The organism is Enterobacter quasihormaechei, from assembly GCF_004331385.1.
In the GTDB taxonomy this organism is placed as follows: domain Bacteria; phylum Pseudomonadota; class Gammaproteobacteria; order Enterobacterales; family Enterobacteriaceae; genus Enterobacter; species Enterobacter quasihormaechei.
Map to the genome: position 1 here is coordinate 43,643 of NZ_SJON01000002.1, position 21,609 is coordinate 65,251.

The 21,609-nt window shown below is 56.4% G+C and carries 18 protein-coding genes and 5 tRNA genes; 7 read left to right on the forward strand and 16 right to left on the reverse strand.

From position 1 onward, the window contains the following. Positions 1-31 precede the first annotated feature (31 nt). The 4 genes from E0L16_RS02790 (at position 32) to emrB (ending at position 4,926) form a co-directional block, all read left to right on the forward strand. The gene (locus E0L16_RS02790) at positions 32-1,216 is read left to right on the forward strand and encodes an MFS transporter (RefSeq protein WP_107533585.1); all 1,185 of its coding nucleotides are present in this window, start codon (positions 32-34) and stop codon (positions 1,214-1,216) included. 314 nt (positions 1,217-1,530) lie between these two features. Next, positions 1,531-2,061, forward strand: a complete 531-nt coding sequence (emrR, locus tag E0L16_RS02795) for a multidrug efflux transporter EmrAB transcriptional repressor EmrR (protein ID WP_017694792.1) — start codon at positions 1,531-1,533, stop codon at positions 2,059-2,061. 128 nt (positions 2,062-2,189) lie between these two features. Next, the gene (gene emrA, locus E0L16_RS02800; protein WP_064909826.1) at positions 2,190-3,362 is read left to right on the forward strand and encodes a multidrug efflux MFS transporter periplasmic adaptor subunit EmrA; all 1,173 of its coding nucleotides are present in this window, start codon (positions 2,190-2,192) and stop codon (positions 3,360-3,362) included. A gap of 16 nt (positions 3,363-3,378) precedes the next feature. Further along, positions 3,379-4,926 carry a multidrug efflux MFS transporter permease subunit EmrB gene (gene emrB, locus E0L16_RS02805; protein ID WP_006811709.1) on the forward strand — a complete coding sequence of 516 codons (1,548 nt, stop codon included), beginning with the start codon at positions 3,379-3,381 and terminating at the stop codon, positions 4,924-4,926. Positions 4,927-5,077: 151 nt separating this feature from the next. Here emrB and luxS read toward each other — a convergent pair whose 3' ends face one another. The 15 genes from luxS to mltB form a co-directional block, all read right to left on the reverse strand. Next, on the reverse strand, positions 5,078-5,593 hold the full coding sequence (luxS, locus tag E0L16_RS02810; RefSeq protein ID WP_063451839.1) for an S-ribosylhomocysteine lyase: 516 nt from the start codon (positions 5,591-5,593) through the stop codon (positions 5,078-5,080). A 151-nt stretch (positions 5,594-5,744) separates the two neighbouring features. Next, positions 5,745-7,289, reverse strand: coding sequence for a glutamate--cysteine ligase (gshA, locus tag E0L16_RS02815; protein WP_131636281.1), 1,545 nt, complete (start codon positions 7,287-7,289; stop codon positions 5,745-5,747). A gap of 83 nt (positions 7,290-7,372) precedes the next feature. Further along, the gene (locus tag E0L16_RS02820) at positions 7,373-7,801 is read right to left on the reverse strand and encodes a YqaA family protein (protein ID WP_017692791.1); all 429 of its coding nucleotides are present in this window, start codon (positions 7,799-7,801) and stop codon (positions 7,373-7,375) included. Further along, positions 7,798-8,364, reverse strand: coding sequence for a fructose-1-phosphate/6-phosphogluconate phosphatase (gene yqaB, locus E0L16_RS02825; protein WP_063869432.1), 567 nt, complete (start codon positions 8,362-8,364; stop codon positions 7,798-7,800). Before yqaB ends, E0L16_RS02820 begins: the two co-directional genes overlap by 4 nt. Before the next feature lie 126 nt (positions 8,365-8,490). Continuing rightward, positions 8,491-8,567, reverse strand: a tRNA-Arg gene (locus E0L16_RS02830). Between the two features lie 160 nt (positions 8,568-8,727). Further along, a tRNA-Arg gene (locus E0L16_RS02835) sits at positions 8,728-8,804 on the reverse strand. 29 nt (positions 8,805-8,833) lie between these two features. Then, positions 8,834-8,910, reverse strand: a tRNA-Arg gene (locus E0L16_RS02840). A 64-nt stretch (positions 8,911-8,974) separates the two neighbouring features. After that, positions 8,975-9,051, reverse strand: a tRNA-Arg gene (locus E0L16_RS02845). A 4-nt stretch (positions 9,052-9,055) separates the two neighbouring features. Continuing rightward, positions 9,056-9,148: transfer RNA gene (locus tag E0L16_RS02850), tRNA-Ser, on the reverse strand. Positions 9,149-9,490: 342 nt separating this feature from the next. Continuing rightward, complete coding sequence (csrA, locus tag E0L16_RS02855; protein WP_000906486.1) at positions 9,491-9,676, reverse strand: carbon storage regulator CsrA; 186 nt, start codon at positions 9,674-9,676, stop codon at positions 9,491-9,493. A gap of 241 nt (positions 9,677-9,917) precedes the next feature. After that, complete coding sequence (gene alaS / locus E0L16_RS02860) at positions 9,918-12,545, reverse strand: alanine--tRNA ligase (RefSeq protein ID WP_063869430.1); 2,628 nt, start codon at positions 12,543-12,545, stop codon at positions 9,918-9,920. A 131-nt stretch (positions 12,546-12,676) separates the two neighbouring features. Continuing rightward, on the reverse strand, positions 12,677-13,177 hold the full coding sequence (recX, locus tag E0L16_RS02865; RefSeq protein WP_107533589.1) for a recombination regulator RecX: 501 nt from the start codon (positions 13,175-13,177) through the stop codon (positions 12,677-12,679). A gap of 69 nt (positions 13,178-13,246) precedes the next feature. After that, positions 13,247-14,305 (reverse strand): recombinase RecA, encoded by a 1,059-nt coding sequence (recA, locus tag E0L16_RS02870; RefSeq protein WP_022649140.1) that lies wholly within the window; start codon positions 14,303-14,305, stop codon positions 13,247-13,249. 89 nt (positions 14,306-14,394) lie between these two features. Further along, positions 14,395-14,892 (reverse strand): nicotinamide-nucleotide amidase, encoded by a 498-nt coding sequence (gene pncC / locus E0L16_RS02875; protein WP_063869426.1) that lies wholly within the window; start codon positions 14,890-14,892, stop codon positions 14,395-14,397. 133 nt (positions 14,893-15,025) lie between these two features. Beyond that, entirely contained in the window at positions 15,026-16,126 is a 1,101-nt protein-coding gene (gene mltB / locus E0L16_RS02880; protein ID WP_172807027.1) for a lytic murein transglycosylase B, read from the reverse strand. Between the two features lie 188 nt (positions 16,127-16,314). Here mltB and gutQ point away from each other — a divergent pair, with 188 nt between their 5' ends. Further along, positions 16,315-17,280, forward strand: a complete 966-nt coding sequence (gene gutQ / locus E0L16_RS02885) for an arabinose-5-phosphate isomerase GutQ (protein ID WP_131636282.1) — start codon at positions 16,315-16,317, stop codon at positions 17,278-17,280. Here gutQ and norR read toward each other — a convergent pair. After that, on the reverse strand, positions 17,277-18,791 hold the full coding sequence (gene norR, locus E0L16_RS02890; RefSeq protein WP_131636283.1) for a nitric oxide reductase transcriptional regulator NorR: 1,515 nt from the start codon (positions 18,789-18,791) through the stop codon (positions 17,277-17,279). The genes gutQ and norR overlap by 4 nt on opposite strands. A gap of 187 nt (positions 18,792-18,978) precedes the next feature. Between norR and norV the strand changes: the two genes are divergently transcribed. Then, the gene (gene norV, locus E0L16_RS02895) at positions 18,979-20,427 is read left to right on the forward strand and encodes an anaerobic nitric oxide reductase flavorubredoxin (RefSeq protein ID WP_107533591.1); all 1,449 of its coding nucleotides are present in this window, start codon (positions 18,979-18,981) and stop codon (positions 20,425-20,427) included. Further along, positions 20,424-21,557 carry an NADH:flavorubredoxin reductase NorW gene (norW, locus tag E0L16_RS02900; RefSeq protein WP_131636284.1) on the forward strand — a complete coding sequence of 378 codons (1,134 nt, stop codon included), beginning with the start codon at positions 20,424-20,426 and terminating at the stop codon, positions 21,555-21,557. The genes norV and norW overlap by 4 nt, the downstream gene beginning before the upstream one ends. Positions 21,558-21,609 lie beyond the last annotated feature (52 nt).

The window sequence follows — 21,609 nt, forward strand, 5'->3', positions numbered from 1 at the left end:
ATAATCACTTAACTCACGATTCCTGAAACTAATGACAAAAACATCTCAGGGGCTTAGCCCTGCACTCATCCTTTTAATGTCCGTGGCAACGGGTCTGGCAGTCGCCAGCAACTATTACGCGCAGCCTCTGCTTGATACTATCGCGCGCGCCTTCGATCTTTCCGCCAGCTCCGCCGGCTTTATCGTCACCGCTGCGCAGCTCGGCTATGCGGCAGGGCTGCTGTTCCTGGTGCCATTGGGCGATATGTTTGAGCGCCGGATGCTTATCGTCTCTATGACGCTTCTGGCGGCAGGCGGGATGCTGATCACTGCCAGCAGCCAGTCGTTAACGATGATGATTATTGGCACCGCGCTGACTGGCCTGTTCTCGGTGGTGGCGCAAATTCTGGTTCCCCTTGCCGCTACGCTGGCGTCCCCGGAAAAACGCGGCAAAGTGGTCGGCACTATCATGAGCGGCCTGCTGCTGGGCATCCTGCTGGCGCGAACCGTTGCCGGGCTGCTGGCGAGCCTCGGCGGCTGGCGCACCGTCTACTGGGTGGCGAGCGTGCTGATGGTTATCATGGCGCTGGCGCTGTGGCGCGGCCTGCCGAAAGTGAAGCAGGAGAATCACCTGAACTATCCCCAGCTTCTCGCCTCCGTTTTCAGCCTCTTTACGCAGGATAAACTCCTGCGCACGCGCGCCATTCTGGGGTGTCTTACCTTCGCCAACTTCAGCATCTTATGGACGTCGATGGCATTTCTGCTCGCCGCACCGCCGTTTAACTACTCAGAAGGGGTGATTGGCCTGTTCGGGCTGGCAGGCGCGGCTGGTGCGCTGGGCGCACGCCCGGCCGGTGGGCTGGCCGACAAAGGCAAATCGCATATGACCACCTCCGCCGGGCTGGTGTTGCTCCTGCTCTCCTGGGCGGCCATCTGGTACGGACACGTCTCAGTGCTGGCGCTGATCGTCGGTATTCTGGTGCTCGACCTCACCGTGCAGGGCGTACACATCACCAACCAGACCGTTATTTACCGCGTGAAGCCGGACGCACGTAACCGTCTGACGGCCGGATATATGACCAGCTACTTTATCGGCGGCGCGGCGGGCTCGTTGATCTCAGCCTCCGCCTGGCAGCATGCGGGCTGGACGGGCGTATGCGCCATCGGCGCCATCGTCGCGGCGATAAATCTGCTGGTGTGGTGGCGCGGCTACCACCGCCAGGAAGCAATTCACTAAGTTTTACATTGCTTTGGGCCCCCTGGGGTGTAAAGGGGGCCTGCATCTGTTAATGTAACGGTAATCATTTATCCCAGAAATTTTACTGTGGGTGACATATTTACTACCGGCATGAATAGTTCAGACCCCTGTCCTCACATCCCCTCTTTCGCGGGTATACACCCCACGCTTTCTGTGCTCACCGGGTCACGGATTTACCCGGCGCTTTCTGATGGTGACATTCGTTTGGCGGATATAACCGCACAAATAATTCATTTACATTATTTGTCACTATCGTTACTATATCGGCTGTAATTAATGAGGTTATGCCCAAAATGGATAGTTCGTTTACGCCCATTGAACAAATGCTTAAGTTCCGCGCCAGTCGTCATGAGGACTTCCCGTATCAGGAGATCCTGCTGACTCGCCTGTGCATGCACATGCAGGGTAAGCTGCTGGAAAATCGTAATAAGATGCTGAAAGCGCAAGGGATTAACGAGACGTTATTTATGGCGTTGATTACGCTTGAGTCTCAGGAAAACCACAGCATTCAGCCGTCTGAACTGAGCTGCGCGCTGGGTTCATCCCGTACCAATGCCACCCGTATTGCTGATGAGCTGGAGAAGCGCGGCTGGATCGAACGCCGTGAAAGCGATAACGATCGCCGCTGCCTGCATCTGCAACTGACCGAGAAAGGTCACGAATTCCTGCGCGAAGTGCTGCCCCCGCAGCATAACTGCCTGCACCAGCTCTGGTCCGCCCTCAGCACCGCCGAGCGCGACCAGCTTGAGCACATTACTCGCAAGCTGCTCACCCGTCTGGATCAGATGGATGAAGATGGCGTCATTCTTGAGGCGCTGCGCTAACGCGACGATCCGCTCAACCATCCAGATTTCAAAAGAAAAACTGACAGGCCAGCACGTGAAACTGCTGGCCTTTCTGACAACAGGTCGGCTCAGCCGATGTGAAAATAAAAAGATCGTGGAGAACAACAATGAGCGCAAATGCGGAGAACACTCCCCCGCAGCAACCGGTTAACAAGAAGGGCAAACGTAAGAGCGCCCTTATTCTGCTGACCTTGCTCTTTATTATTATTGCCGTGGCATATGGGATTTATTGGTTTTTAGTATTGCGTCATGTTGAAGAGACAGACGATGCATACGTGGCAGGAAATCAGGTTCAAATCATGGCACAGGTGTCGGGCAGCGTGACGAAAGTCTGGGCTGACAACACCGACTTTGTGAAAAAAGGGGATGTGCTGGTCACGCTCGACCCGACCGACGCCCAACAGGCGTTTGAAAAAGCACAGACGGCGCTGGCCTCCAGCGTTCGCCAGACCCGCCAGCTGATGATCAACAGCAAACAGCTTCAGGCCAGTATCGACGTGCAGAAAACGGCCCTGGCCCAGGCGCAGAGCGACCTTAAGCGTCGTGTTCCTCTCGGCACCGCCAACCTGATTGGCCGTGAAGAGTTGCAGCACGCCCGCGATGCGGTGGCCAGCGCACAGGCGCAGCTGGACGTGGCTATTCAGCAGTACAACGCTAACCAGGCGATGGTGCTGGGCACCTCTCTGGAAAACCAGCCGGCGGTGAAACAGGCGGCGACCGAAGTGCGCAACGCATGGCTTGCCCTGCAACGTACCAAAATCGTCAGCCCGATGACCGGCTACGTTTCCCGTCGTTCCGTACAGCCCGGCGCGCAGATTGGCACCACCACGCCGCTGATGGCGGTCGTTCCGGCGAATAATCTGTGGGTGGATGCGAACTTCAAAGAGACCCAGCTGGCGCATATGCGTATCGGCCAGACCGCAACCGTGGTCAGCGATATCTACGGCGATGACGTGAAGTACACCGGTAAAGTGGTCGGTCTGGACATGGGGACCGGCAGCGCGTTCAGCCTGCTGCCTGCGCAGAACGCCACCGGCAACTGGATCAAAGTGGTACAGCGCCTGCCCGTGCGTATTGAACTGGACGCCAAACAGCTGGCGGACCATCCGCTGCGAATTGGCCTTTCCACGCTGGTGACGGTTGATACCGCCAACCGCGACGGTCAGATCCTCGCAAATCAGGTGCGCAGCACGCCAGCTTATGAAAGTAACGCCCGTGAAATTAGCCTCGATCCGGTTAATAAGCTGATCGATGACATCGTGAAGGCAAACGCCGGTTAATTCGAAGGTGAGCGTTATGCAACAGCAAAAGCCGCAAAAACCGCTGGAGGGGGCGCAGCTGGTCATTATGACCATTGCGCTGTCGCTGGCGACATTCATGCAGGTGCTGGACTCCACCATCGCAAACGTGGCGATCCCAACCATCGCCGGGAACCTTGGCTCATCGCTGAGCCAGGGAACCTGGGTCATTACCTCGTTCGGGGTGGCGAACGCCATCTCCATCCCCATCACCGGCTGGCTGGCGAAGCGCGTCGGTGAAGTGAAGCTGTTCCTCTGGTCGACGATCCTGTTCGTGCTGGCCTCCTGGGCCTGCGGGATGTCCAGCAGCCTGACGATGCTGATATTCTTCCGCGTCATCCAGGGGATTGTCGCCGGGCCGTTGATCCCGCTGTCGCAGAGTTTGCTGCTGAACAACTATCCGCCCGCCAAACGCTCCATCGCGCTCGCTCTGTGGTCGATGACGGTGATTGTCGCCCCGATTTGCGGGCCTATCCTCGGCGGTTACATCAGCGATAACTATCACTGGGGCTGGATCTTCTTCATCAACGTGCCCATCGGTGCGCTGGTGGTGCTGATGACGCTACAGTCTCTGCGCGGTCGCGAAACGCGAACCGAACAGCGGCGGATCGATGGTATCGGTCTGGCGCTGCTGGTGGTCGGCATCGGCAGCCTGCAAATCATGCTCGACCGGGGTAAAGAGCTGGACTGGTTCGCCTCTACGGAAATCATCGTGCTGACGGTGGTCGCCGTGGTCGCCATTAGCTTCCTGATTGTCTGGGAGCTGACGGACGATAACCCGATAGTCGATCTCTCGCTGTTTAAATCGCGAAACTTCACCATCGGCTGCCTCTGTATCAGCCTCGCCTATATGCTCTACTTCGGCGCGATTGTTCTGCTGCCGCAGCTGTTGCAGGAGGTGTACGGCTATACCGCAACCTGGGCGGGGCTGGCCTCCGCGCCGGTGGGGTTAATTCCGGTTCTGCTGTCGCCGATTATTGGCCGTTTCGCCCATAAGCTCGACATGCGCAGGCTGGTGACGTTCAGCTTCATCATGTACGCCGTGTGCTTCTACTGGCGCGCGTATACGTTCGAACCGGGAATGGACTTTGGCGCCTCCGCGTGGCCGCAGTTTATTCAGGGCTTTGCCGTAGCGTGCTTCTTTATGCCGCTGACCACCATTACGCTTTCCGGCTTGCCGCCAGAGCGGATGGCGGCGGCATCGAGCCTGTCGAACTTTACCCGTACGCTGGCGGGCTCCATCGGGACCTCGATTACCACCACGCTGTGGACCAACCGGGAATCGATGCACCACGCCCAGCTGACCGAAGCGGTGAACCCGTTCAACCCTAACGCTCAGCAGATGTATAGCCAGCTTGAGGGGATGGGCATGACGGAGCAGCAGGCGTCCGGCTGGCTTGCCCAGCAAATCACCAACCAGGGGCTGATTATCTCGGCAAACGAGATATTCTGGATATCGGCGGGGATCTTTATCGTCCTGCTGGGGCTGGTGTGGTTTGCCAAACCACCGTTTGGTGCCGGTAGCGGCGGCGGCGGTGCGCATTAACCCTGTTTATGGGTTGCCGGGTGGCGGCTACGCCTTACCCGGCCTACGATAACCGGGCCTCTGTCCGGCCCGGTTGTCCACGATTATCAGTACCGATAAAGGATTGTAGGCCCGGTCAGCGAAGCGCCACCGGGCATCCACGGGCACAATACTAAATGTGCAGTTCCTGAAGTTTTTCTTTTGGCAGGGCCAGCTCGTCGTTGCTGTTTACACGAACATCACGTTCGATGATATGACGGGCAATGTCCTGGGCTTCTTCCAGAGAGTGCATCTGGTAAGTGCCGCACTGGTAAACGTTCAGCTCAGGGATCTGGTTCTGCTCTTTCACCTTCAGCACGTCTTCCATCGCCGCTTTCCACGCATCCGCAACGCGTTTCTCTTCCGGCTGACCAATCAGGCTCATGTAAAAACCGGTGCGGCAGCCCATCGGAGAGATATCGATGATCTCCACGCCGTTGCCGTTCAGGTGGTCGCGCATGAAGCCAGCAAACAGGTGTTCCAGCGTGTGAATGCCTTTCTCCGGCATCACTTCTTTATTCGGCACGCAGAAGCGCAGGTCGAAAACGGTGATCGTGTCGCCGTGCGGCGTGTTCATGGTCTTCGCCACGCGGACTGCTGGTGCTTCCATACGGGTATGGTCGACAGTAAAGCTATCTAATAACGGCATACGTCACCTCCGATAGTGATTTTTTTAAAATAAACTGAACTCTTCTACAGAATGCGCGTCTGAGTATATGAAAGACGCGCATTTGTTATCATCATCCCTGAATTCAGAGATGTATATTTTGGCCACAGCGATGTGGCCTTTTTCTTTTGGTTCAAGCCTGCTTCGCCAGAAACGCCTCAAACGACTCCGTATCCGCCGCTTCGATCGCTTTCTGACGCACAACGGATGCATCGCGCTCCGCCACAAAATCCGCTTCGCTCAGAACCTCTAACGGCTCCTGCATAAGCATCTCACGGTACTCCGCTGACAGTGAACGTCCTGTGCCGCCAATTCCCTGCTCAATCATAGAACGCAGAATGCGTGCCGAGAACGTCAGTTCCGGGTTATCAAAGCTTTCAACCAGTTCGTCGCAGACCTTCTGGTATGCTTCGCCGCCGTACACGCTATCCAGCGTCTGGGCAACGCGCTTCAGGTCATTGAACAGATCTTTCCCCACCTTAGAGAGCGGGAACTGCGCCGTTTCACAGCCAATCCCTAACGTCAGGCCCGGCTTACGCCCTTCCAGAATCACGCGATTCCAGTTGGTACGGGTACACAGCAGCTCGTCGGAACTCATTTCCGGCGCATCCGCCAGGACGCACCAGACCATAAACAGGTCGAGGAAGCGAACCTGCTGCTCGTCAACGCCAATCGGCGAGAACGGGTTGATATCCAGCGAGCGCACTTCAATGTATTCAATCCCGCCGCGCTGTAGCGCATCCGACGGCGTTTCACCGCTGCGCGTTACGCGCTTCGGACGAATCGGCGCATACAGTTCGTTCTCAATCTGCAATACGTTGCTGTTGATTTGCAGGCGCTTGCCGTCTTTTTCGAGGCCGATTTTTTCGTACTCTTCCGACGGAGTTTTGATCGCCCGCTTCAAGCCTGCCACATAGTCGTGCAGATCGTTAAACGTAATTCCGAGATTGCTTTGCGATTTATTGGTATAGCCAAGGTCGCTCAGGCGAAGAGAGGTCGCGTACGGCAGGTAATACATGCCACACTCGGTCTTCTCGAACGGCAGCGTGGTCGGTTTCCCTTGCAGGAACGATGAACAGATGGCCGGCGACGCGCCAAACAGATACGGAATAACCCAGCCAAAACGGTAATAATTGCGGATCAGGCGGAAGTAGCCCGCAGAGATCGCGTCTTTATCCGTTTCACCGCATTTCGCCTGCCAGAACGCCATCGGCAGAGAGAAATTGTAGTGCACGCCAGAGATCGTCTGCATCAGTGCGCCGTAGCGGTTTTTCAGGCCTTCACGGTACAGCGTTTTCATCCGCCCCACGTTAGAGGTGCCGTACTGCGCCAGCTCGATATCCTGCCCCTGCTCGATATAGCACGGCATGCTGAGCGGCCACATACGCTCGTCGCCGAGGTTGCGGGCGGTAAAGCGATGCACATCGCGCATGATCGTCAGCATATGATCAATATCACCGTCTACCGGCGTGATGAACTCCAGCAGCGCTTCGGCGAAATCGGTTGTGATCCATTTATGTGTCAGCGCCGAGCCTAACGCCTTCGGGTGTCCCGTTGTCGCTAAGCTACCATCCGCATTTACGCGCAGCGTTTCGCGCTCAAGCCCACGCTGAATCCCCTTCAGTGCCTGAGGGTGGTTTTCCAGCCAGGCCAGCGCCTGTGATACGTCCGGGATCAATTTGACCTCCCGCCTGTCAAAAAATTGTCACTCAGCATAATTGTAATGGTTGACGATTGAAGGTCGCGAATTCATTCCACCAATTAGTGCCACCACGTCATACCCTGTAGTGTTACCCATGCCAATAAAACATAGCGTAACGCCTTGCCAAGGCACAAAAAAAAGAGCACCGGTCCCCAGGAGATGCGCATCCATCCCGCCAGCAGACACAGTAAATCGCCTATTACAGGCATCCAGCTTAATAACAGCGTGGCAGCGCCATAGCGTTTTAGCCAGCCCACTGCCTTTTCCTGCCAGCGAGATTTTTCGCGTAGCGGAAAGAAACGTCCAAGAATAACGTTAGTCAGCCCTCCAAGGCTATTACCCATTGTTGCTATTAAGACCAGCAACCAGGGCTGACTCACGCCGGACAACAGCATCGCCACCAGTACCACTTCCGAATTCCCCGGCAAGAGGGTGGAGCTTAAAAAACTGCTGGCGAATAATGAAGCAAGTGACAGCGCGTCACTCACAGTAAGCGAACGTCCACCGCCGCCATTCCGGCATCACGCGCGGCCTGAATACCAAAGTCGGCATCTTCAAACACAACGCATTTTGCAGCCGGGACACCCATTAATTCTGCGCAGAGCAGGAAGGTGTCCGGAGCGGGTTTGTGATTTTTAACGTGATCGGCGGCCACGACCGCAGAAAAATAGTGGCGCAGGCCAAGATGGTTGAGTAGCGCTTCAGCAATCGCGCTCTCGCTGCCCGTGCCGACAGACATAGGACGACGCCCGTGCCACGCTTTGACGACGTCAATGAGCGGTAATGGCTGCACGGTGTCCAGCAGTATGGCTTTTACCGCGTCGGTTTTTTCACGCGCGAGCAGGTGCGGGTCGAGATCGGCCTGATTCAGCTCAATCACGGCCTGTGCGATACGCCAGGTGGGCGATCCGTTGAGGGCAATCATCGCCTGTAGATCGAAACGCATACCGTAACGGGCAAGAACGTCGGTCCAGGCCTGGCGATGCGTGGGTTCGGTATCCAGGAGGGTGCCGTCCATGTCGAAGATCAAACCGTCATACTGTGCGTACATCGTGCTCTCGCTAACCGATTAACAAAGCATTACTTTATCGTAAAAGGGGATTTTTGTCGCTGATTGCGAAGTGATAACAACGAGAGTGATTAAGAACTAAACATTGAAGGGGACGACAAGAAGAGATGGTGCATCCGGGAGGATTCGAACCTCCGACCGCTCGGTTCGTAGCCGAGTACTCTATCCAGCTGAGCTACGGATGCATCGGGAAATGCTTTTAGAAACAGTAAATGGTGCATCCGGGAGGATTACTCGGCTGCGCCTCGCCCTGCGGGCCGTTGCTAAAGCAACGTTATCCTCCCTGGTGCTTGCGATTAACTCGCAGACCTTGAAACAACAGCATCGCTGTTATCTCGGAGAATATGGTGCATCCGGGAGGATTCGAACCTCCGACCGCTCGGTTCGTAGCCGAGTACTCTATCCAGCTGAGCTACGGATGCATCAGGGAACTGCTTTCAGAAATAGTAAATGGTGCATCCGGGAGGATTCGAACCTCCGACCGCTCGGTTCGTAGCCGAGTACTCTATCCAGCTGAGCTACGGATGCATCGGGATTTACTACTGTACTGCTCGATATTCATATCACTTCGAAAGCAATATGAAGTAATAGATGGTGCATCCGGGAGGATTCGAACCTCCGACCGCTCGGTTCGTAGCCGAGTACTCTATCCAGCTGAGCTACGGATGCAAAATGGCGGTGAGGCGGGGATTCGAACCCCGGATGCAGCTTTTGACCGCATACTCCCTTAGCAGGGGAGCGCCTTCAGCCTCTCGGCCACCTCACCACACAACGCCTCTTTCGAGTGCTTCGAGTAACTCGTTAAGAGCTTCTCGTCGCTGCGTGGCGCATATATTACTTTCTGGGACTTATAAGTCAAACAATTTTCCACATGCTTTTTTCGTTTGCACAATTCGCACGCAATTCGCATGTAAAAGCCGCAAAGAGAGTGTTTTATAAGCGGATTTTGCAGGCATCTTCACAGAAATCTGTTGAGAGAAGCGGGTCATTTCGACGAGATAAGATTATGAGAGTGGTCAAAAACGAAGCGTTTGAAATAGAACGGTAACTTTATGCAGGAAAAATAGCAGGAGGGTTGCGTCTCGCCCGACAGCGAGACGCGACAATATCAGTAACTGGACTGCTGGGATTTTTCAGCCTGGATACGCTGGTAGATCTCTTCACGGTGGACAGATACTTCTTTAGGAGCGTTAACACCAATACGTACCTGGTTACCCTTTACCCCTAAAACTGTCACGGTGACCTCATCCCCAATCATGAGGGTCTCACCAACTCGACGAGTCAGAATCAGCATTCTTTGCTCCTTGAAAGATTAAAAGAGTCGGGTCTCTTGTATCCCGGCATTATCCATCATATAACGCCAAAAAGTAAGCGATGACAAACACGTAAAGTGTAAGCAGTCACGGCATCACATTCTGTTAAACGTAAGTTTAGCCGATATACACAAACTCAACCTGACTTTATCGTTATCGATAGCGCAGTGAGCAAGACGCCATAACGTTACCGTTATGGCGTCTGCTTGTGCTTTTTAGTTATTACAGTTTCGCGCTTACCCAGCTTTCAACGCTGGCCAATGCCGCGGGAAGTGCCGCCGCATCCGTACCACCGGCTTGCGCCATGTCCGGACGACCGCCACCTTTGCCACCCACCTGCTGGGCGACCATGCCAATCAATTCCCCTGCTTTAACACGGTCTGTCACATCCTTAGAGACGCCCGCAATCAGAGAAACCTTACCCTCTGCGACCGTTGCCAGCACGATAACCGTTGAACCAAGCTGGTTCTTCAGATCGTCGACCATCGTACGCAGCATCTTAGGCTCAACGCCCGCCAGATCGCTGACCAGCAGTTTGACGCCCTTAATGTCTACCGCTTTGCTGGAGAGGTTTGCGCTCTCCTGCGCCGCAGCCTGTTCTTTCAGCTGCTGGAGCTCTTTTTCCAGCTGACGGGTACGATCCAGCGCGACACGCACTTTCTCGCCCAGGTTCTGGCTATCGCCTTTCAGCAGCTGCGCGATCTCATGCAGCTGGTCGCTCTGCGCGTGCAGGCTGGCGATGGCGCCTTCCCCGGTCACCGCTTCGATACGACGAACGCCCGCCGCGGTGCCTGATTCAGAAACGATACGGAACAGACCGATATCGCCGGTGCGCGATGCGTGAGTACCGCCGCACAGTTCGGTAGAGAAGTCGCCCATGCTCAGCACGCGAACGCGGTCGTCATATTTCTCGCCAAACAGCGCCATCGCGCCTTTCTTCTTCGCGTCCTCGAGATCCATAACGTGGGTTTCGATTGGCAGATTACGACGGATCTGGGCATTCACCAGATCTTCCACCGCACGGATTTCAGACGGCTTCATAGCTTCAAAATGCGAGAAGTCGAAACGCAGCATTTTGTCGTTAACCAGTGAACCTTTCTGTGCAACGTGAGTACCCAGCACGTCGCGCAGGGCAGCGTGCATCAGGTGGGTTGCCGAGTGGTTCAGACGAATGCGCGCGCGGCGAGCTTCATCAACGTTGGCCTGAACGCCCTCGCCCACTTTCAGAGAGCCGGAAACCAGTTTGCCCTGGTGACCAATCGCCTGGCCGTATTTCTGGGTGTCGCTTACGCTGAAGCTAAAGCCATTGCCCTTCAGTTCGCCTTTATCGCCAACCTGGCCGCCGGATTCCGCATAGAATGGCGTTTTATCCAGGATAACAACCGCTTCCTGGCCCGCGCTAATGCTGTCTACGGCTTTCCCGTCAACAAACAGCGCGGTCACGTTGCTGGTCAGGGCCAGCTCTTCGTAGCCTTTAAATTCAGACGCGCTATCAACGCGGATCATTGCATTGTAGTCTGCGCCAAAACCGCTGGATTCACGCGCACGACGACGCTGCTCTTCCATTGCGGCTTCGAAGCCGGCTTCGTCAACTTTGATGTTGCGCTCGCGGCAAACGTCAGCCGTCAGGTCAACCGGGAAGCCATAAGTGTCGTACAGGCGGAAAGCCGTTTCGCCATCCAGCGTGTCGCCCTTGAGTTTCGCCAGCTCGTCGTCCAGCAGCGCAAGTCCGCGCTCCAGCGTACGGGCAAACTGCTCTTCTTCGGTTTTCAGAACCTGCTCGACCTGCGCCTGCTGGCGTTTCAGCTCTTCGCCGGCAGAGCCCATCACGCCAATCAGTGGCCCAACGAGCTTATAGAAGAAGGTGTCCTTCGCGCCCAGCATGTTGCCATGACGGATCGCACGACGAATGATACGACGCAGCACATAGCCACGGTTTTCATTCGACGGGATAACGCCGTCGGCAATCAGGAACGCACAGGAACGAATATGGTCTGCGATAACGCGCAGAGACTTGTTGTTCAGATCGGTTGCGCCCGTCACGTCGGCAACGGCTTTGATCAGGGTGCTGAACAGGTCAATCTCATAGTTAGAGTTGACGTGTTGCAGAACGGCCGCGATACGCTCCAGACCCATACCGGTATCGACGGATGGTTTTGGCAGCGGCTCCATGGTGCCGTCGGCCTGACGGTTAAACTGCATGAAGACGATGTTCCAGATCTCAATGTAGCGATCGCCATCTTCTTCCGCGCTGCCCGGAGGGCCGCCCCAAATATGGTCGCCGTGATCGTAGAAGATCTCGGTGCACGGACCGCAAGGGCCGGTGTCGCCCATCTGCCAGAAGTTGTCGGACGCGTAAGGCGCGCCTTTGTTGTCACCGATACGAATGATACGTTCGCGAGGGATACCCACTTCTTTTTCCCAAATGTCGAACGCTTCGTCATCGGTCTCGTACACGGTCACCCACAGACGCTCTTTCGGCAGATTGAACCAGTTTTCACCGGTCAACAGTTCCCACGCGTATTGAATGGCGTCGTGTTTGAAGTAGTCACCGAAGCTGAAGTTACCCAGCATTTCGAAGAAGGTATGGTGGCGCGCGGTGTAACCGACGTTTTCCAGATCGTTGTGTTTACCGCCCGCACGCACGCAACGCTGTGAGGTTGTAGCGCGGGAATAATTACGCTTGTCGAGACCAAGGAATACATCCTTGAACTGGTTCATCCCGGCGTTGGTAAACAGCAGAGTCGGGTCATTGTTCGGTACCAGGGAGCTGCTGGCAACAACCTGGTGTCCCTTACTATGGAAAAAATCGAGAAACGCCTGACGGATCTCAGCGGTGCTCTTGCTCATAATTATCCTGAAATCAAGCTAACGAAATGTCGCAGCAGATCTGTATCTGTAAACAGTTGGACGGACCAGCTACTGGAAAAAGTGGGAATAAGATAAGTTTTCTTTAGTGGGAAGTAAAATCCCGCATGCGTTCAATCGGTAAAATTACGCCAGATATCCTGAATATCTTCCATCAGGAAGCCGCGGTAGAGCAAAAAGCGCTGGATTTTAACTTTTTCTGAAAATTCACGCGGCAGCGGCTCTCCGTATTTACGTACTGCCTGTTCACGCGCCAGTTCGCACCAGTCGATTTCGCTTTCACGCATGGCTTTTTCAATCGATTCACGGGCTACGCCTTTCTGGTTCAGCTCCTGGCGGATACGCGCGGGGCCGTAACCTTTGCGGCCGCGGCTGGCGAGAAAGCGAGCGGCAAAATGGCCGTCATCCAGATAGTGATGCTCATAGCACCAGGCAACCACACGGTCATAATCCTCTGCGGTGGCATCAATGTCTTCTGGCCCATTTTTGCTCATGACGGGCGCTGACAGTTTCCGCCGTAGCTCCTGTTCGCTATGGTCACGCACGGCAAGAATTCGCACGGCCCGATCCAGCAAGCGCGCGTAAGCTGGTCGGCGTGATGTCGGTTCACTCATAAAAAAACCTGTCGATTCAGAAATGCAAAAAGGGCCGCATCAGCAGCCCTTCATTTTTATCCGAGAGGATTAAAAGTCTTCGTTGGTTTCTTCAGCATCCGCGCCATCGACCACGAAATCAGGTTTGGAGTCCTGGTTGCTCAGCAGGAGTTCACGCACCTTCTTCTCAATCTCTTTCGCCGCCGCCGGGTTCTCCTTCAGCCAGGAGATTGCATTCGCTTTACCCTGACCAATCTTGTCACCGTTGTAGCTGTACCATGCGCCCGCTTTTTCAATCAGCTTCTCTTTCACGCCCAGGTCAACCAGCTCGCCGAGGAAGTTGATGCCTTCGCCGTAGAGGATCTGGAACTCAGCCTGTTTGAACGGTGCTGCGATTTTGTTCTTCACAACCTTCACGCGGGTTTCGCTACCGACTACGTTATCACCCTCTTTCACCGCGCCGATACGGCGGATATCCAGACGGACAGAAGCGTAGAATTTCAGTGCGTTACCACCGGTGGTGGTTTCCGGGTTACCGAACATCACACCAATTTTCATACGGATCTGGTTGATGAAGATCAGCAGCGTGTTGGACTGCTTCAGGTTACCCGCCAGCTTACGCATCGCCTGGCTCATCATACGTGCCGCGAGGCCCATGTGAGAGTCACCGATTTCACCTTCAATTTCCGCTTTTGGCGTCAGCGCCGCAACGGAGTCGACGATGATCACGTCAACCGCACCTGAGCGCGCCAGCGCATCACAAATTTCCAGCGCCTGCTCGCCGGTATCCGGCTGGGAGCACAGCAGGTTGTCGATATCAACGCCCAGCTTACGGGCATAGACTGGGTCCAGCGCGTGCTCGGCATCGATAAACGCACAGGTTTTACCTTCGCGCTGTGCCGCCGCAACAACCTGCAACGTCAGAGTGGTTTTACCCGAGGATTCCGGACCGTAGATTTCTACGATACGGCCCATCGGCAAACCGCCAGCGCCCAGTGCGATATCAAGAGAAAGCGAACCGGTGGAGATAGTTTCCACGTCCATGGAACGGTCTTCACCCAGGCGCATGATGGAGCCTTTACCGAATTGCTTTTCGATCTGGCCCAGTGCTGCCGCCAACGCTTTCTGTTTGTTTTCGTCGATAGCCATTATTACTCCTGTCATGCCGGGAGAAGCAACTGCGCTTCACCATGGACTTCTGTTCTGTTGAGGCAATTATACTGTATAGTCATACAGTATCAAGTATTTTGTAGAAATTGTTGCCAGAGCGTTTTTAACGCGTATTCCGTTGCCTGACGACGCACGCTTTCGCGATCGCCGCTGAAGCATTCCCGGCGGGTGATCCCTTCACCTTTTGAGGTGGCAAAGCCAAACCAGACGGTGCCGACAGGCTTCACGTCGCTGCCGCCGTCCGGCCCCGCGATGCCGCTGATTGAGATAGCGTAATCTGCGCGCGCCTCTTTCAGCGCGCCAATTGCCATCTCGATCACCACCGGCTCGCTGACCGCGCCATGCTGTTCGAGCGTGGCTTCACGCACGCCAATCATCTGCGCTTTAGCCTCGTTACTGTAGGTCACAAAGCCGCGTTCAAACCAGGCGGAACTGCCGGCAATATCGGTAATCACTTTCGCCACCCAGCCGCCGGTGCAGGATTCTGCGGTCGTGATAGTCGCGCCGCGCTGCTTCAGCGCCAGCCCTACCACTTCGCTAAGCTGCATCAATTCATGGTCAGTCATTCTCGCTCCAGGCCTTAGAAAAACATGCAGCACAAGATAGCACTTTCTCGAAAGATATGGGGATGCGCGTCGGGTTTTACGAGGGGGCTTCAGAAAATAGCCGGTGCGGGCGCACCGGCTGTGGAGAAGGCAATTACTGGCTGAACGGTGACGCCGCCGGCACGCGCGCCTGGGACACCGCCAGGCCCAGCTGCCACACCGCCATCGCATAGTGCGTACTGTGGTTGTAGCGGGTAATGGTGTAGAAGTTCGGCAGTCCGAACCAGTACTGGTAGCCCGTTCCGACATCCAGGCGCAGCAGGCTCACCTGGTCAACGTTACCCAGCGGCTGCGACGGCGTTAAGCCTGCCGCTGCCAGCTGTGCAACGCTGTATTTGGTCTTAAATCCGTTTTCCAGGCCGAACGCCTCGCCGTTCGCCTGCACCGCCACCTGGCCGCCCGGCGTCCAGCCGTGCGCTTTAAAGTAGTTGGCCACGCTGCCGATGGCGTCTTCGGGATCCCACAGGTTGATGTGACCATCCCCGTTAAAATCTACCGCGTACTGCTTATAGGAAGACGGCATAAACTGGCCGTAGCCCATGGCTCCGGCAAACGACCCTTTCAGATCCAACGGATCGTCCTGTTCGTCTCGCGCCATCAGCAGGAAAGTTTCCAGCTCGGAGGAGAAATACTCCGCGCGGCGCGGGTAGTTGAAGGAGAGCGTCGCCAGCGCGTCGAGGATGCGGGTTTTGCCCATAATGCGGCCCCAGCGGGTCTCTACCCCAATAATCCCGACGATAATTTCCGGCGGCACGCCGTAGACCTGCCAGGCGCGGTTCAGGGCGTCTTCATACTGATTCCAGAACGCCACGCCGTTCTGCACGTTGTCCGGGGTAATAAACTGTTTGCGGTAGCGCAGCCACGCGCCGTTTGGCCCGGTCGGCACCTGGGCCGACGGTGCCTGCCTGTCCATCAGGCGCAGCACGTAGTCCAGACGCTTCGCCTGAGACAAAATGGCATGCAGCTGCTGGCGGTCAAAACCGTGCTTGCTCACCATTTTATCGATGAACTGTTCGGCCGCAGGGTTATTCGCGAAGTCGCCGCCCATCTGCATCATATTATGCTGTGGTTCCAGCAGGAACCCGCCGGAAGGCGCGCCAGCCGTTGGCTGAACGGCTTCAGTTTTGGGTTTGCTACTACAGGCGGACAGAAGAATAAGCGCAGGTAACAGCGCTGCATAACGACGCTTGAACATGTGGCATCCATTTAACGAGTTCGGTAAGAACCCAGTATGGTAAAGCATCCCCGACTCCTCAAGGAAGCGGTTATATGACCGTAAGCAAAATCTTTATCATTGACCACGGTCTGCGCAGGGAGAATGCATTATGATAAGCGCCCCTTCTGTCAGAGGGGGGATGGGAACGATCGTAACCGGAGAGAAAAATGAGTGATTTTCTGTTAAACGCAGGCCGTCAGACCCTGCTGCTGGAACTCCAGGAAGCCAGCCGCCTGCCGGAGCGTCTGGGTGAGGATTTTGTTCGTGCAGCCAACGCTATTATCCACTGCGAAGGCAAGGTCATCGTGGCGGGTATCGGTAAATCCGGCCATATCGGCAAGAAGATTGCCGCGACGCTTGCCAGCACCGGCACTCCGGCGTTTTTCGTTCACCCTGCCGAAGCGCTGCACGGCGATCTGGGGATGATCGAAAGCCGCGACGTGATGCTGTTTATCTCCTACTCCGGTTCAGCCAAAGAGCTGGATCTCATCATCCCTCGCCTGCAAGAAAAATCGGTAGCCCTGTTAGCGATGACCGGAAAACCCCGCTCGCCGCTGGCGCTGGCCGCGAAAGCAACGCTGGATATTTCCGTTGAGCGCGAAGCCTGTCCGATGCACCTGGCCCCCACCTCCAGCACCGTCAACACGCTGATGATGGGCGACGCGCTGGCCATGGCGGTGATGCAGGCGCGCGGTTTTAGTGAAGAAGATTTTGCCCGCTCTCACCCTGCGGGCGCGCTCGGCGCACGTCTGCTCAACAAGGTTCACCACCTGATGCGCACGGACGATGCCATTCCGCAGGTCAAGCTCGACACCAGCGTGATGGACGCCATGCTGGAGCTGAGCCGCACCGGGCTGGGGCTGGTTGCGGTGTGCGACAACGACCGCCAGGTGAAGGGCGTCTTCACCGACGGCGACCTGCGCCGCTGGCTGGTGGGCGGCGGCAAACTGGAGGCGCGGGTATCCGAAGCAATGACCCAGGGGGGGCTGACGCTGAATGCCGAGAGCCGCGCCATTGAAGCCAAAGAGGTGCTGATGAAGCGTAAAATCACCGCCGCACCGGTGGTGGACGGGCACGGCAGGCTGTGCGGCGCGATCAACCTGCAAGACTTCTACCAGGCGGGAATACTTTAACCCTTAAGCCCCAGACGTTTCGCCAGCCTGTGGAGGTTGGCGACGTCCATCTCCAGCGCCCGCGCGCACGCCGCCCAGCTGCGGTTATTCTGCTCCAGCGCGCGGGTAATCATCTGGCGCTGGAACGCATCCGTCGCCTCGCGCAGGTTTTCGTTCACGCTCTCCGGTAAAACTGGCTTAACGGACGGCGTCATTTCCTCATGCAGCGCAAAATGGCGCGCATGAATAACCACTTCATCCCCCGAACGCGTTGCCCGCGCCAGCACCACCGCACGGTGGATCGCATGTTCCAGCTCACGCACGTTACCCGGCCAGCCGTAGCTCAGAAGGTGCGTCCTCGCACCGGGGCTTAGCACCACGCGGGAGAGCCCCATTTTGAGCCGACACTGTTCGCAGAAAAAGCCCGCCAGCAGCACCACGTCGTCGCCCCGCTCGCGCAGCGGCGGCACCGTGAGCGGAAATACGCTCAGGCGGTGGAACAGATCGGCGCGGAAATTCCCCGCCAACACTTCTTCGCGCAGATCGCGGTTCGTCGCCGCCAGCACGCGCACATCCACGCGTAAGCTGCGATCGTCACCCACGCGTTGAATATCGCCATACTGCAACACGCGCAGCAGCTTGGCCTGGAGCGAAAGGGAGAGCTCGCCAATTTCATCCAGGAACAGCGTGCCGTTGTCGGCCATTTCGAACTTGCCGCTGCGGTTGCTGATCGCCCCGGTAAACGCCCCTTTGACGTGACCGAACAGCTCGCTTTCCGCCACGCTTTCCGGCAGCGCCGCACAGTTGAGGTACACCAGCGGGTTCACCGCGCGCGGCGAGGCTTCGTGGATCGCTTTCGCCACCAGCTCTTTACCGGTGCCGGTTTCCCCGAAGATCAGCACGTTTAAATCAGACGCGGCGACAATCTCAATCTCTTTTTTGAGCTGCTCCATGCCCGGTGAAAGGCCGATCATCTCGGTGTGCGCCACCTGCTCAAACGCCGTCGGGCTACCGGGAAGAATATTCTGGCTCTCCAGCTGTTCTATCAGCAGGGCATTGTTCAGCGCCCCGGCCGCCAGCGCGGCAATCAGCCGTAGCTCTTCGTCGCTGAAGGTATCAAACTGATCCGGCGACATGCCGTCGAGGGTTAATGCGCCAATCAGATTCTGCCCGGCGAACAGCGGCAGGCCAATACAGGCGTGCACCTTCAGGCTCTCCTGCCCCGGAATCAGGCCGTCGTACGGATCGGGCAGATCGCTGTCTGCCGGGAAACGCACCACATCGCCCGCGCGGGCAATGGTTTCCAGACGCGGGTGGCCCTCCAGCGTAAAGCGCCGCCCGAGTACGTCCTTCGCCAGGCCGTCGATAGCCAGCGGAATAAACTGCCGCCCTTCGTAACGCAGCAGCGCCGACGCATCGCAATCCAGCACGTGGCGCAACGTGGAGATCAGCCGTTGAAAGCGGTCCTGATGACCAATACCGGTTTGCAGTTCTATGGCGATTTTCGCCAGGACGTCTACGGAAAAGCTCATGTCTGCCTCACTGTCATTTTGACAATACATAATGTCATATTGACAATTTTTAAGATAGTCATAATGACTATCCATTATGGGCCACAAAACAATAAACACTTCAAATTCAATAACATAAAAAGTTGGCACGCAACTTGATATAAGCAAACCATCTTATTTGAAAACGCTGTATTAAGTTGAGGTTGCTATGTCTATTCTGGTTAAAAATAACATTCATTGGGTGGGTCAACGTGACTGGGAAGTACGTGATTTTCACGGCACGGAATACAAAACGCTGCGCGGCAGCAGCTATAACAGCTATCTCATCCGTGAAGGTAAAAACGTCCTGATCGATACCGTCGATCACAAATTCAGCCGTGAGTTCGTGCAGAACCTGCGTGGTGAAATCGACCTGAACGACATCGATTACATCATCATCAACCATGCGGAAGAGGATCACGCCGGGGCCCTGACCGAGCTGATGTCTTATATTCCGGATACTCCGATCTACTGCACCACCAACGCCATTGACTCCATCAACGGTCACCACCACCATCCGGAGTGGAACTTCCACACCGTGAAAACCGGCGATTCGCTGGATATCGGCAACGGCAAGCAGCTGATCTTCGTGGAAACACCGATGCTGCACTGGCCGGACAGCATGATGACCTACATGACCGGTGACGCGGTGCTGTTCAGTAACGACGCCTTCGGCCAGCATTACTGCGACGAACGTCTGTTTAATGATGAAGTGGATCAGACCGAGCTGTTCGAACAGTGCCAGCGCTACTACGCCAATATCCTGACCCCGTTCAGCCGTCTGGTCACGCCAAAAATCACCGAGATCCTCGGCTTCAACCTGCCGGTAGATATGATTGCGACCTCCCACGGCGTGGTATGGCGTGAAAACCCCACCCAGATCGTCGAGCTGTACCTGAAATGGGCGGCGGATTACCAGGAAGACCGCATCACCATCTTCTACGACACCATGTCCAACAACACCCGCATGATGGCGGACGCGATTGCCCAGGGCATCAACGAAGTTGACCCGAACGTGGCGGTGAAAATCTTCAACGTGGCGCGTAGCGATAAAAACGAAATCCTGACCAACGTCTTCCGCTCCAAGGGCGTGCTGGTGGGTACCTCCACCATGAACAACGTGATGATGCCGAAGATTGCCGGACTGGTGGAAGAGATGACCGGCCTGCGCTTTCGTAACAAACGCGCCAGCGCCTTTGGCTCTCACGGCTGGAGCGGCGGCGCGGTAGACCGTCTCTCCACGCGTTTACAGGATGCCGGCTTTGAGATGTCCATGAGCCTGAAGGCGAAATGGCGCCCGGACCTCGACGCGCTGGAAGTCTGTCGCCAGCACGGCCGCGACATTGCACGCCAGTGGGCGCTTGCGCCGCTGCCGCAAACCGCCCCCGCCGCGGCGGTTGCGCCGGAAGCCGTAGCAGAAGCCGCCCCTGCCGCTGCCGACCTCGGCCCTTGCATGCAGTGCAGCGTCTGCCAGTGGATTTACGATCCTGAACTGGGCGAGCCGTTGCAGGATGTCGCGCCGGGTACGCCATGGAGCGAAGTGCCGGACAACTTCCTCTGCCCTGAATGTTCCCTCGGGAAAGACGTCTTTGATGAACTGGCAACGGAGGCAAAATGAGCCACGGCATCGTCATTATCGGCTCGGGTTTTGCCGCCCGCCAGCTGGTGAAAAATATCCGCAAACAGGATACTAACGTGCCGTTGACGGTGATCGCCGCCGACAGCATGGACGAGTACAACAAGCCTGATTTAAGCCACGTCATTAGCCAGAATCAGCGCGCCGAAGATCTCACCCGCCAGACGGCGGGGGAGTTCGCAGAGCAGTTTAACCTGCGTCTGTTTCCGTACACCTGGGTTACGGATATTGACGCCGACGCCCATGTGGTGAAAGCGAAAGAGCATACCTGGCAGTACGACAAGCTGGTGCTGGCAACGGGCGCCTCTGCGTTTGTGCCGCCGGTTGAGGGCCGCGAGCTGATGGTCACGCTCAACAGCCAGCAGGAGTATCAGGCCAGCGAAACCCGGCTACGCGATGCCGCCAGAGTGATGATTGTCGGCGGCGGGCTTATTGGCACCGAGCTGGCGATGGACTTCTGTCGGGCGGGTAAATCCGTCACCCTGGTTGACCACGCGGCCAGCATTCTGTCGGCGCTGATGCCGGCAGAAGTAAGCAGTCGCTTACAGCATCGTCTGACCGACATGGGCGTGCATCTGCTGCTGAAATCGCAGTTGCAGAGCCTGAGCAAAACCGAAACCGGCGTTCTTGCAACGCTCGACCGCAACCGCAGCGTGGAAGTGGATGTGGTTATCGCGGCGACGGGTTTGCGCCCGGAAACCGCGGTGGCGCACCGCGCAGGGGCCGAAATAAACCGCGGCGTGAAGGTAGACAGCTACCTGCAAACCACCCAGCCGGACATTTATGCCCTGGGCGACTGCGCGGAAATTAACGGAAAGGTGCTGCCGTTCCTGCAACCGATTCAGTTAAGCGCCATGTTCCTGGCGAAAAACCTGCTCGGCGGCAGCGCACCGGTGAAGTTACCCGCCATGCTGGTGAAAGTGAAAACGCCGGAATTACCGCTGCATCTCGCCGGTGAAACGCAGCGTCAGGATCTGAACTGGCAAATAGCCATTGATCCCCAGGGCATGGTGGCGCGCGGTACGGATGCTGAGGGTCAGACGCGCGCCTTTGTCGTCAGCGAAGACAGAATGAAGGAGGCCTTCGCGCTGCTGAAATCGCTTCCTGCTTAACCCTCGTAATGCCGGGTGGCGCTCCGCTTACCCGGCCTACTCAACACCAAAA